This is a genomic window from Bradyrhizobium sp. B124 (assembly GCF_038967635.1).
Classification (GTDB): domain Bacteria; phylum Pseudomonadota; class Alphaproteobacteria; order Rhizobiales; family Xanthobacteraceae; genus Bradyrhizobium.
On the sequence record NZ_CP152413.1, the window covers coordinates 311,596 to 324,139 of the forward strand.

10 protein-coding genes are annotated in these 12,544 nt (G+C 63.9%); 7 read left to right on the forward strand and 3 right to left on the reverse strand.

Features of this window, described 5'->3' with window-relative positions:
* Window positions 1-3 precede the first annotated feature (3 nt).
* Both AAFG13_RS01305 and AAFG13_RS01310 read right to left on the reverse strand, forming a co-directional pair.
* The gene (locus tag AAFG13_RS01305) at window positions 4-3,150 is read right to left on the reverse strand and encodes an efflux RND transporter permease subunit (RefSeq protein ID WP_342710893.1); all 3,147 of its coding nucleotides are present in this window, start codon (window positions 3,148-3,150) and stop codon (window positions 4-6) included.
* Complete coding sequence (locus AAFG13_RS01310; RefSeq protein WP_342710894.1) at window positions 3,147-4,316, reverse strand: efflux RND transporter periplasmic adaptor subunit; 1,170 nt, start codon at window positions 4,314-4,316, stop codon at window positions 3,147-3,149. Before AAFG13_RS01310 ends, AAFG13_RS01305 begins: the two co-directional genes overlap by 4 nt.
* A 182-nt stretch (window positions 4,317-4,498) precedes the next feature.
* Here AAFG13_RS01310 and AAFG13_RS01315 point away from each other — a divergent pair, with 182 nt between their 5' ends.
* The 7 genes from AAFG13_RS01315 to AAFG13_RS01345 all read left to right on the forward strand — a co-directional run bounded on the left by AAFG13_RS01315 (window position 4,499) and on the right by AAFG13_RS01345 (window position 11,100).
* Window positions 4,499-4,960 carry a MarR family transcriptional regulator gene (locus AAFG13_RS01315; RefSeq protein ID WP_342710895.1) on the forward strand — a complete coding sequence of 154 codons (462 nt, stop codon included), beginning with the start codon at window positions 4,499-4,501 and terminating at the stop codon, window positions 4,958-4,960.
* Between the two features lie 122 nt (window positions 4,961-5,082).
* Complete coding sequence (locus tag AAFG13_RS01320) at window positions 5,083-5,322, forward strand: hypothetical protein (protein WP_092112999.1); 240 nt, start codon at window positions 5,083-5,085, stop codon at window positions 5,320-5,322.
* 226 nt (window positions 5,323-5,548) lie between these two features.
* Complete coding sequence (locus tag AAFG13_RS01325) at window positions 5,549-8,104, forward strand: TonB-dependent receptor (RefSeq protein ID WP_342710896.1); 2,556 nt, start codon at window positions 5,549-5,551, stop codon at window positions 8,102-8,104.
* 20 nt (window positions 8,105-8,124) lie between these two features.
* The gene (locus AAFG13_RS01330; protein WP_342710897.1) at window positions 8,125-8,814 is read left to right on the forward strand and encodes a Fe2+-dependent dioxygenase; all 690 of its coding nucleotides are present in this window, start codon (window positions 8,125-8,127) and stop codon (window positions 8,812-8,814) included.
* 3 nt (window positions 8,815-8,817) lie between these two features.
* Window positions 8,818-9,822 (forward strand): tonB-system energizer ExbB, encoded by a 1,005-nt coding sequence (gene exbB / locus AAFG13_RS01335; protein WP_342710898.1) that lies wholly within the window; start codon window positions 8,818-8,820, stop codon window positions 9,820-9,822.
* A 3-nt stretch (window positions 9,823-9,825) separates the two neighbouring features.
* A complete protein-coding gene (exbD, locus tag AAFG13_RS01340) occupies window positions 9,826-10,290 on the forward strand; it encodes a TonB system transport protein ExbD (RefSeq protein WP_212315072.1) in 465 nt (154 codons plus the stop codon).
* Between the two features lie 12 nt (window positions 10,291-10,302).
* On the forward strand, window positions 10,303-11,100 hold the full coding sequence (locus AAFG13_RS01345; protein ID WP_342710899.1) for a TonB family protein: 798 nt from the start codon (window positions 10,303-10,305) through the stop codon (window positions 11,098-11,100).
* 114 nt (window positions 11,101-11,214) lie between these two features.
* On the opposite strand, the gene AAFG13_RS01350 is transcribed toward AAFG13_RS01345, so the two are convergent.
* Complete coding sequence (locus AAFG13_RS01350) at window positions 11,215-12,450, reverse strand: ABC transporter substrate-binding protein (protein WP_342710900.1); 1,236 nt, start codon at window positions 12,448-12,450, stop codon at window positions 11,215-11,217.
* Window positions 12,451-12,544: the final 94 nt, after the last annotated feature.

Below are 12,544 nucleotides of genomic sequence, written 5' to 3' on the forward strand. Positions count from 1 at the left end.
AAGTCACTCGGCGGCCTGCTTGACCGACCGATCCTCGCCATCGTCGGCATCGTGGTCGACGGGCGGCGAGCGGCCCCAGTTCGCAAACGCGTTGGAGAGCCTGTCGAGATAGAGATAAACCACGGGCGTCGTGAACAGCGTCAGCGCCTGGCTGACGATCAGACCGCCGACCATCGCGTAGCCGAGCGGCTGGCGGATCTCGGAGCCGGTGCCGGTCCCTAGCATCAGCGGCACGCCGCCGAGCATCGCGGCCATCGTCGTCATCATGATCGGGCGGAAGCGGAGCAGGGCGGCCTGGCGGATTGCCGCCACCGGCTCCATGTGCTGATCGCGCTCGGCGGCGATCGCGAAGTCGACCATCATGATGCCGTTCTTCTTCACGATGCCGATCAGGAGGATGATGCCGATCAGCGCGATCAGCGAGAAGTCGAAGCCGGCCGCCATCAGGATCGCCAGCGCGCCGACGCCGGCCGAGGGCAGCGTCGACAGAATGGTGATCGGATGGATGTAGCTCTCGTAGAGAATACCGAGGATCAGGTAGACGACCACGAGCGCCGCCAGGATCAACAGCGGCACGGTCGACAGCGATTGCTGGAACGCCTGCGCGGTGCCCTGGAAGCTTGAGCTCAGAGTCGGCGGCGCGCCGAGGTCGGTCATTGCCTTCTGCACCGCTTCCGTCGCCTGGCCGAGCGCGACACCCTGCGCCAGGTTGAACGAGATGGTGATCGCCGGGAACTGGCCCTGGTGGCTGATCGACAGTGGCCGTACCGGAACGGTGGTCCACTTCGCAAAGGTCGACAGCGGCACCTGTTCGCCGGTCAGCGGCGACTTGATGTAGATGTTGTTGAGCGTGTCGATCGAGCCCTGCAACTCCGGCAGCACCTCGAGAATGACGTGGTAGCTGTTGAGCTGGGTGAAGTACTGCGTCACCTGGCGCTGGCCGAACGCGTCATAGAGCGTGTCGTCGATCAGCTGCGGCTGAATGCCATAGCGCGAGGCGGTGTCGCGGTTGATCTTCAGCTCGACCGTGGTGCCGTTGGTCTGCTGGTCGGTGGCGACGTCGCGCAACTGCGGCAACGTCTGCATCTTGCCGAGGATCTTCGGCGCCCATTCGTTCAGCTCGGCGAGGTTGGCGTCCTGCAGCGTGAATTCGAACTGGGTGCGGGTCGGGCGGCCGCCGAGGCGGACGTCCTGCGCGGCCTGCATGAACAGCCGGGCGCCGAGCACCTTCTCCAGCTTCGGCCGCAGGCGGGCGATGATCTGCTGCGCGTTGGCATCGCGCTGGTTCAGCGGCTTGAGCGTGATGAACATGTTGCCGTTGTTACCGGCCCGGCCGCTGCCGCCGATCGCCATCGCCACCGTCGCCACGCCGGGATCCTGTATGACGATCTTGCTGAGCTCCTCCTGCTTCCCCTTCATTTCAGCGAACGAGATGTCCTGGCTGGCTTCCGAGGTCGCGGTGATCAGGCCGACGTCCTGCTGGGGGAAGAAGCCCTTCGGGATGATGACGAACATGTAGATCGACAGCGCCAGCGTCGCGAAGAAGATCATCAGGGTCGTGAACTTCCAGCGCAGCGCGAGGTCGAGCCCGCTCTGATAGCCGCGCAGCATGGCGTCGAAGCCGCGCTCGCTGAGCTGGTAGAACCGGCCGTGCTTCTCCTCGTTGTGGGCGCGCAGGAAGCGCGAAGCCATCATCGGGGTCAGCGTCAGCGACACGAACATCGAGACGAAGATGGTCATCGCCAGCACGACCGCGAATTCGCGGAACAGGCGGCCGATGATGCCGCCCATCAGCAGCAGCGGGATCAGGACCGCGACCAGCGAGATGCTGATCGAGACGATGGTGAAGCCGATTTCCTTGGAGCCCTTGAAGGCGGCGGCCATCGGCCGCTCGCCTTCCTCGATGTAGCGGCTGATGTTTTCGAGCATCACGATGGCGTCGTCGACCACGAAGCCGACCGCGATCGTCAGCGCCATCAGCGACAGATTGTCGAGCGTGTAGCCGAACACCCACATCAGCGCGCAGGCGCCGAGCAGCGCCAGCGGCACCGTCACGGCAGGGATGACGGTCGCCCAGAAGCTGCGCAGGAAGGCAAAGATCACCATGACGACCAGGAAGATGGTCAGGAGCAGGGTGAACTGGACGTCCTCCACTGCGGCGCGGATCGTGGTGGTGCGGTCGGAGATGACCTCGATCTTGATCGCCGGCGGGATCGCCGCCACCAGCCGCGGCAGCGTCGCCTTGATCTTGTCGACGGTGTCGATGACGTTGGCGCCGGGCTGCTTGAACACGACGAGGAACACGCCGCGCTTGCCGTTGGCCCAGGCGGCCTGCTTGGCATCCTCAGGTCCGGTCACGGCCTGGCCGACGTCACGGATGCGCAGCGGCCCGCCATTGCGGTAGGCGATGATGACGTCGTTCCACGGGTCCGCCGTGAGCAGCTGGTCGTTCGCATAGATGGTGTAGGCGCGGGTGGCGCCGTCGATATTGCCCTTCGGGCTGTCGACGGTTGCGATGTTGATCGCGGCGCGGACGTCCTCCAGCGACAGGCCTTTCGCGACCAGCTTGGCCGGGTCGATCTGGACGCGAACCGACGGCTTCTGCTGGCCGCCGATGATGACCTGCGCGACGCCGGAAATCTGGCTGATCTGCTGGGCAAGCTGGGCGTCGACGGAATCGCTGACCGTGGTCAGCGGCAGCGTGTCCGATGTTGCCGACAGCAGCATGATCGGCGCGTCCGCCGGATTGACCTTGCGATAGGTCGGCGGCGAGGGGAGATTCTTCGGCAACTGGCCGCTGGCGGCGTTGATGGCGGCCTGCACGTCGTTGGCGGCGCCGTCGATTGAGCGGTTGAGGTCGAACTGGATCGTGACCGACGCCGTGCCCAGATAGCTCGTCGAGGTCATCTGCGCGATGCCGGGGATCTGCGCGAACTGGCGCTCCAGCGGCTGGGCGACCGAAGTTGCCATTGTCTCCGGGCTGCCGCCCGGGAGCGTCGCGGTGATCTGGATGGTGGGGAAGTCGACCTGCGGCAGCGGCGCGACCGGCAGCAGCGGATAGGCCACGAGGCCGACGAACAGGATGCCGGCCATCAGCAACGAGGTGCCGATGGGGAAGCGAATGAATGGTGCGGATATTCCGGCGCTCATTCCTGCGTAACCTTCGACTGGGACTGGTCCGTGCTCGCCACCGCCGTTGTCACCAGGGTTCCCGGCGAGACCTTGTACTGGCCCGCGGTGATCACCTGCTGTCCCGGCGACAGGCCCTCCTCGATCACCGACTTGCCGTCGATCGACTGGCTGACCTTGAGCTTGCGAAGCTCGGCCTTGTTCTCCTGGTTGACTGAATACGCGTACAGGCCTTCGGTGCCATGCTGCACCGCGTCATCCGGGACGACGGTGGCATCCTTCAAGATTCTGACCAGGAGCCGGGTCGAGACCGACTGGCCCGGCCACAGCGCATGGTCCTTGTTATCAAACACCGCCTTCAGCCGGACAGTCCCGCTGGTGGTGTCGACCTGATTGTTGATCAGCGCCAGGGTTCCGGTGGACAGCACCCGCTTGCCGTCGGTGGTCAGGGCAATGGTCTTGGGCGGCGCCACCGCCAGTGCCGCCTTGATATCGGGCAGCTGGTCTTCCGGCGCGGTGAAGATCACCGTGATCGGCTCGATCTGGGTGATCGTCACGATGCCGGTCGCCGCCGAGGCGTTGACGATGTTGCCGACATCGACCAGTCGCAGGCCGACGATGCCGTCGATCGGCGACTTCACGGTGGCGTAGTCGACCTGGGTCTGGGCATTGAAGATGGCAGCGTCGTCGGCCGCGATCTGGGCCGTGAGCTGGGCCACGGTGGAGCGCTGGGTGTCGAGCTGCTGGCGCGTCGCGAACTCGCCGAGCTTGGTGTAGCGCTGCAGGTCGAGATTGGCGTTGGCGATATTGGCCTCGTCCTGGGCCTTCTTGGCCTTGGCCTGGTCGAGCGTCGCCTGATAGGGCCGCGGATCGATCTCGACCAGCGTGTCGCCCGCCTTGACGAACTGGCCTTCCTTGAACGCGATCCTGGTGATCTGGCCGTCGACCCGGGTGCGGACCTGGACGGTGTTGAATGCCTGCACCGTGCCGAGGCCGGTCAGGTAGACCGGGAAGTCGGCCTTCTCGACCGGCGCGATCTTGACCGGCACGGCCGGGCGCTGGGCGGCACGCTTCTGCGCGGCTGCTGCCGCCAGCTGATTGTCCGTGTGCTTCTGCCAGCCGAAATAACCGGCCCCGCCGACCGCAGCGATCACTAAAACCCAACCGATGGTGCGTGACTTTGACATGCGGACTCTTGGGTTCGACGTAACAAGAAAGGGTGATCGAAACGGTTCACAGAGCTTGCGGATATAATATGCGTGCACTTAATGTGTAAACACACCAAGGCTTGAGAATCCTAAACATTTGGAAAGGTTTAGGCCAGAAACGAGCAGAAATATTCCGTCTGGGAAACGCACCGAGGACCCCTATGTCGCTCGATCTCAAACGCCAGTTCATTGCGCAACTCGTCGAGAGTTCCAGGCTGCTGCGCAACTATATCGATCATCGCGCCAAGGCGCGAGGCACCACGCGGGCCCAATGGATCGTGCTGTTCCGCCTGCGCGAGCAGGAAGGACTGTCCCAGGTCGACCTTGCCGACGTGCTCGAGTTGCAGCCGATCTCGCTGGTGCGGCTGCTTGACCGGCTCGTCGAACATGGCCTGCTCGAACGCCGTCCCGATCCCCGGGACCGCCGCGCCAATCGGCTGTTCCTGACGAAGAGCGGGCGCCGTCTCGTTGACGATCTCGACAGTCTGCGCGATGCGATCGCCAGCGACGTGCTCCGTGACGTATCGGACAAACATGTCGAGAGCGGACTGGCCACGCTGCGCGAGGTCAAGGATCGCATCAAGGCGCTCGGCGAGGATGCCGCGCACATCGCCGCGAAATAGCGCGAGCCTCGCCGCGACCTGCTCTCCATCCGCTCACCTGATGCAATTTGCGCGACGCGGTTGAAACGCCGCGGGATGTCGTTCATATCGCGCAGCGACGATGCGACAGGATGAGGGTAGCGATGGATGAGTTGAACGGGCGCATGATGGCGTGCCAGATCCTGGTCACCGGGTTGATCGCGCGCGTCGCCAACGAGCAGCGTGACCCGCTGCGCTTTCTCACCGACTTCCGCGACGAGATCAAAGCGGTCGTCGACGGCGTCAATATCGCCGGCCTCGAGAACAGCGACCGCGTGCGGCAGGTCGCGCAACGGACCATCGATGAGCTGTTCTCGCTGATGAAGCCACCAAGCGCCGAGTGATTGGGTAGGTGCGTTGGCACCAATTTAGAACGACTATTAGAACACTTAAAAACTGAGTTTAGAACGATTTCAAACCACAGATTAGAATCGCTTTGATTTGGGGCGATTCAAGCCAACTGTGGCGCTGATCGCATTGATAAAAAAAGTCGCGCTCGATAACCGAAAGAGACAGTTCGTCGCACGGTGATTTCGCGAACGGATTTGGTTTTCTGGGGGCGTGCAAGAAATGAGCAATGTGAAGGCGCCGAGATCGCTGCGCTTCGATGCCGCGATCGGTTCGGCTGATGATACCGGTTATTCCGCCACGAAGGTCTCCGCCGTCGCGAGCTTGATCGCGGTGGCCTCGTTCTCGGGGGCCGAAGCGCAGCAATCCAACCTGCCGCCGGTGAATGTCGATGCCCCGGTCGCGCGTCCGCGGCCCGTCACGTCAAAGCCCACAGCGGACCAGGTCCGCGCCCGCAACGCGCTGCGCCGCGCCGCGCGCCGCAGCAATCAGCAGGCCCAGCAGGCGCCGGTGCCGTTTCCCAACGCCGGCGGTCTTCCCGCTGACCGCGATCGCTACGCGGATCCGGCCGCGCCGTACAAGGGCGACCGTTTGCAGGCATCGGGAAAGTATCCCGAGCCGATCCTAAACACGCCGAAGTCGGTCACGGTGCTGACCAAGGACGTGCTCGAAGACAAGAACGCCACTTCGCTGAAATCGGCGATCCTGTCGACGGCCGGTGTCACGCTCGGCACGGGCGAGGGCGGTAATGCGTTCGGCGACCGCTTCTTCATCCGCGGCTTCGACGCGCGCAACGATGTCTTCATCGACGGCGTACGCGACGCCGGCGTCAGCGTCCGCGAGAACTTCTTCACCGAGCAGGTCGAGATCCTGCGCGGCCCGGGCTCGTCTTTTGCGGGCCGCGGCACCACCGGCGGCGCGATCAACATCGTCACCAAGCAGGCGACGACGGAGAACAGCTTCTACAACATGGACACCTCGTTCGGCACCGATCGCACCAAGCGGGTGACGCTCGATGTCAACCAGGTGATCAGCCCGACGCTGGCGATCCGCGCCGGCGGCCTGTTCCAGGATGCCGGCGTCGCCGGCCGCAGCTATGTTACCGACAATCGCGACGGTGCGTTCGTGGCCGGAACGTGGAAGCCGGTCGATGCGGTGAAGATCAGCGGCAACTACATCCACACCGAGCTCACCGGCATCCCGGATTTCGGCGTGCCGTATTACCGGCCGAGCACCGCGAGCACGGCCGGCGGCCCGTTCCCGGACTTCGGCGTCAACCGCAATAATTTCTACGGCTTCGTCAATCGCGACTTCTTCAGGACCGGGCAGGACATCGGCACGATCAATGCCGAGGTGCAGATCACGCCGGACCTGACGATCAGCAACAAGATCCGGGAATCGCGTTCGACCCAGAACTACATCGGCACGCTGCCGGAATCGCCGACGCTGGCCGCCGGCGCGCCGTTCACGAGCTATACGCTCACGACCAACCCGCAAAGCCGCTACCAGGTCACCGACGTGTTCGCCAACCAGACCGAGGCGACCTACAAGTCGGTCGACGGCCTCGGGTTCAAGCACACCACGACGGCCGGCGTCGAATACGACAACGAGCGGTCTTCGATCGATAGCTACACCGGCCTCGCCTCCGAAATAACCACCGGCACATCGGCCTTCACGGGGGGCGGCTCGCTCTCCGGCGTCAGTGTCTTCAATCCGGTCAACACCAATCAGCCGTTCGGAATCCCGTCGCTCATGGGACGACCGACCAAGATCGGTATCGACACCGTGAGCGGATACGTGATGGATTCCGCCAATTACAACGACTTCGTCATCCTCAATGGCGGTGTCCGTTACGACGACTACAACATCAACACGTCCGCGTTCGCGACGAATGGCACGCTCGGCCAGCAGTCCGCCGAGTTCGGGATGCCGAACTTCAACGTCGGTCTCACGCTGAAGCCGCTGCCGAACGGCAGCGTTTATGCGGCATACGCGACCTCGTCCAACCCTGTCGGTGCCGAGTTCGACGGCACCAGCACAGCCTATGGCGGCATCAATCCCAACCTTGCCGGCGGCAACACCCAGATCTTCGGGCCGGAAAAGAACAAGGCCATCGAGGTCGGCACCAAGTGGGAGCTGTTTGATCGCCACTTGCTGGTGACGGCGGCGCTGTTCCAGACCGAGAAGGAAAACGCGCGCGAAGCGCAGAACGTCAACAACGCAGCCGCGGCTTCAGCGCTCGGATGCTCCTATCCAACCGGAACGACCGGCAACATCTCCTGTATCACGGCCGGCGCCGCCTATCGCATCCGCGGCATCGATCTCGGCGTCGGCGGCAAGATCACCGACAAGTGGAGCGTGTTCGGCGGACTGGTGCTGATGCAGTCGGTCGTGACGAGGTCGCTCGCGCCGCCGGCCAACACGATCCTGTACTCGAGCAACGTCGGACTGCCGCTCGCCAACGTCGCGCATCAGTCCTTCAGCATGTTGACGAAATATCAGCTCACCGACATGTGGGAGCTGGGCGGGCAGGCAGTGTATCGCTCGAAGGTCTATGGCGGCACGCTGCTCGCGGCCAACCAGGGCACGTCGATCCCGAGCTATTGGCGCTTCGACGCCTTTGCCGAGGCGAAGATCGACAAGCACTGGACCATGAAGCTGTTCGTCAACAACATCTTCGACAAGCGTTACTACGACGCGCTGTACCAGAGCGCAGCACCGTTCGTGCTGGAAGCGCCGGGGCGCGCTGCGTATCTGGTTGTGTCTGCGCGTTACTGACGGAGGCTTCGCGGTACAAGATGCTGGTCTGTATTCCCGACGTATTGAGCAAGGCTGATGTGGCGGAATTTCGCCGCATCATGGATGCCAGTGATTGGGAAGACGGCCGCTCGACCGCGGGTGCCGCGTCCGCAATGGTCAAGCGCAACGAGCAGCTGCCGCCCGACAGCGAGGTCGCGCGGCAGCTCGGCAACCGGATCCTGTCGGCGCTGTCGGCAAGCCCGCGCTTCATCTCGGCGGCGATCCCGCTTCAAATCTTTCCACCCTTGTTCAATCGCTACGCCGCCAGCGACGGGCACCATTTCGGCCTGCATGTCGATAATGCGGTGCGGGGCGACAAACTGACGGGCTTGCGGATCCGCACCGACCTCTCGGTCACGCTGTTTTTATCGGAGCCGGAAGACTATGATGGCGGCGAGCTCGTCATCGAGGACCTCTACGGATCCCATGAAATCAAGCTGCCGGCAGGCGATCTCGTCGTTTATCCTGCTTCCAGCTTGCATCTGGTCACGCCGGTCACGCGGGGGACCCGGGTAGCGTCTTTTTTCTGGCTGCAGAGCATGGTACGGGATGCCCACGCGCGCAGTCTGATCTTTGATCTCGATACTGCGATCCAGGCTCTGGTGGAGCGGCTGGGCCGCGATGACCCTGAAACGGTCAAATTGACCGGGATTTATCACAACCTGATCCGCCACTGGGCTGAAGTGTAACTGATGATGACATTCAAGTTCCCCGCTGCATCCGCCATGATCGCCTCGCTGGCGATGCTGATGCTGGCTGCGCCGTCTTCGGCGCAGCAGCAAACGGCGCCTGCCGCGCAGCCCGCGCCGGTGACCCGAGCTCAGTCCGCACCCGTCGCCCAACCGCCGGCTGCGCAGGCCCAGCCAGTGGCAGCTGCCCAGACCGCGCCGGCACCCGCCGCAGCGGCTCCTGCACCGACGGCGCTCGATGCGTCGCCGGCCGTGCCGGCGAACGGCGACGGCAAGGTGCTGAAGTCGACCAGCACCGGCCTGCACGAATTGTCGCCGTGGAACATGTTCCTGAACGCCGACATCATCGTGAAGGCGGTGATGCTCGGTCTCGCTTTCGCCTCGCTGGTGACCTGGACTGTGTTCATCGCCAAGATGGTCGAGCTGACCGTGGCGCAGAGCAAGCTGCGCGGCGCGCTCGCCAAGATCGCTGAATCGCGGTCGCTGGCGGAAGCGCAGTTCGCACTCGGCGCCAAGGGCAGCGTGCTGTCGTCGTTCATTGCGGCCGCGATGCGCGAGGGACGACTGTCGGCGGGCATCTCCAGCGACGCCGGCATCAAGGAGCGCGCCGCGTCCAGCTTTGCCGAGATCGTGCGCGCCGAAGCCCGCAAGATCCGCGTCGGCATGGGCCTGCTCGCAACTATCGGCGCGACGTCGCCCTTCGTCGGCCTGTTCGGCACCGTCTGGGGCATCATGAACAGCTTCATCGGCATTTCGAAGTCGCAGACGACGAACCTTGCCGTGGTGGCGCCGGGCATCGCGGAAGCGCTGCTCGCAACCGCGATCGGCCTCGTCGCGGCGATCCCCGCCGTCATCATTTACAACCATTTCTCGCGCGTTACGAAGGTCTATCTCGAGCTCGTCAACCGCGCCTCGGGCGCGGCGGGACGGCTCCTGTCGCGCGATCTCGATCGCACCCATGGCGACGTTCCGCGCACCGCGCTTCCGCGCGCCGCGGCGGCGGAGTAGGCGATGGCAGTCTCGATCTCCGAGAACGATGGCGACGACGATTTCGCGGAATCCCACGAGATCAACGTCACGCCGTTCATCGACGTGATGCTGGTGCTGCTGATCATCTTCATGGTGGCGGCGCCGCTCTCGACCGTCGATCTGCCGATCGATCTGCCGACCTCCAGCGCGACGCCGCAGAAGAAGCCGGACAAGCCGACCTATCTCAGCATCAAGCCCGACCTGACGCTGGCGATCGGCGAGAACGCGGTGAAGCGGGCCGACCTGGTCAATTCGCTCGATGCGGTGCCCGACATGAGCAGGGACAAATACGTGTTCCTGCGGGCCGATCGCATGGTGCCCTATGGCGAGCTGATGGGCGTGATGGAGCTGCTGCGCGCCGGCGGCTACACGCATGTCAAGCTGGTCACGCTCGAGGGCGTTCCGGGAGCGCCCGCGGCGGCGCAGGCCGAACCGGCCAAACCCTGACGGCGAACAGCGATGTCCACCAACCCCGATCTTGACCTGCGGACGTCGAAGCGGCTCTGGGTGATCGCCGCGGTGACGGCGGTCGGGCTGCATCTGGGCGGCGCGGCGCTGGCGCTGGCGAATTTGCGCGGCGACGACGGTGGCGAGGGGCTCGGTGCTGCTGGTGCGGAATACGCTGTCGAACTCGCCTCTCCTGACGTGCCCGATGATGCAGCACCGCCCGGCGCGCCGGCCGACGAGCAGCAGGCCGTGCAGGAGATGGCGCAGCAGAAGGCAGAGGTGAAGGACACCGACCTGCCTCAGGCCAAGCCGATGGAGGCCGACGACCCCGATCGCATCGTGACGGAGGACACCGCCAAGAAACAGAAGGAGGACGAGGCCAAGGTCGCCAAGGTCGAGACCAACGCCCAGGAAGCGCAGCAGGCTTCAGAAGCGGCCGCGCCAACCAAGCTGGAGGACACGCGTCAGTCGGAGACGATGAAGGCGCCCAATCCCGGGATCGGCAAGGACAAGCTCGCGCTGACGGCCAAATGGGACAAGAAGATCATTGGCATCATCGAGAAGAACAAGCGTTACCCGAAGGTCGGCAAGGGCAAGGAAGCACGGGTGGTGCTCAGCTTCGTCCTGAACCGGCTCGGCCGCGTGATCGAACTCGCCATCGCCGAATCGTCAGGAGATCCCGTCTATGACGAAGCGGCGTTGGCGCTGCTTCGCCGCGCTAGTCCGGAGTTGCCACCTCCGCCTGCGGAGCTGACCGAAGACACGTTCAGCTACACTGTCCCGATCGTCTATAGCAAGCCGAAGCAGTAGTTGTTGTCGTTCCGGGGCGCGACAAAGTCGCGAGCCCGGAATCCATTGTGCCGCATGCTCGACGGATCGATGAATTCCGGGCGCTCGTGTCGCGAGGCCCGGAAGGACGGCGTCTCAGCTCTTCTTCACCAGCGGGCAGACGCTCTTCTCGAGCGGCAGGAAGGCTTCATCCGCGGGGATGGTCGCCACCAGCTTGTAATAGTCCCACGGATACTTCGATTCCGACGGCTTCTTCACCTCGAACAGATAGGCGGGGTGGATCTTGCGGCCGTCGATCCGGATCGACCCCTTGCCGAACAGCGGATCGTCGGTCGGCAGCTCCTTCATCTTGGCCACGACGGCGCGGCCGTCATGTGGATTGCCGCCGAGCGCCTCCAGCGCCTTGAAATAGTGGATCAGCGAGGAATAGACGCCGGCCTGCACCATGGTCGGTGGGTTCTTCTTGAAGCGCTCCATGAACCGTTTGGTGAAGGCGCGGGTCTGGTCGTTCATGTCCCAGTAGAATGTCTCGGTGAAGTTCAGGCCCTGCGCGACGTTGAGGCCGAGCGCGTTGATGTCGGTGATGAACAGCAGCATGCCGGCAAGCCTCTGACCGCCCGAGACGATGCCGAATTCGGCGGCCTGCTTGATTGCGTTGGTGGTGTCGCCGCCGGCATTGGCAAGACCGACGATCTTGGCCTTCGAGCTCTGCGCCTGCAGCAGGAAGGACGAGAAATCTGCGTTGTTGAGCGGGTGCTTGACGCTGCCGAGCACCTTGCCGCCATTCGCAGTGACGACCGCTGAGGTGTCTCGCTCGAGTGCCTGGCCGAACGCATAGTCCGCGGTGAGGAAGAACCAGCTGTCGCCGCCGGATTTCACCAGCGCCTTGCCGGTGCCGTTGGCGAGCATGTAGGTGTCGTAGACCCAGTGCACCGTGTTCGGTGAGCACTGCGCGCCCGTGAGGTCGGATGAGGCGGAGCCCGAGTTGAGGTTGACGACGTTCTTCTCCTTGGCGAGGTTGGCGATCGCGAGCCCGACATTGGAGGCCGCGAGATCGACGAACACGTCGACCTTCTCGACATCGATCCACTGCTTGCCGATGTTGACCGCGACGTCGGGCTTGTTCTGGTGATCGGCCGAGATCAGGTCGATCTTCCAGCCCTTCGCCAGCAGCCCGGAATCCTCGATCGCCATCTGCGCCGCCACCGTCGAGCCGGGACCGCCGATGTCCTGATAGAGACCGGACTGATCGCCGAGGGCGCCGACCTTGGCGACCTTGTCCATCGTCTGCGCCGACGCGCTGCCGACGAACACGAGGCTCGCGGTCATCACCAAGGCTGTCTTGACGGCGGCTGCAATGGAACGCTTCATCTTCCCTCCAGTATGATTTTTGTTTTTGAGTTCCTCATTATGCCCGGCATCGGGCGTATCGCCTAGGGCGCAGGCGCGATCGATCGCGCGCGAT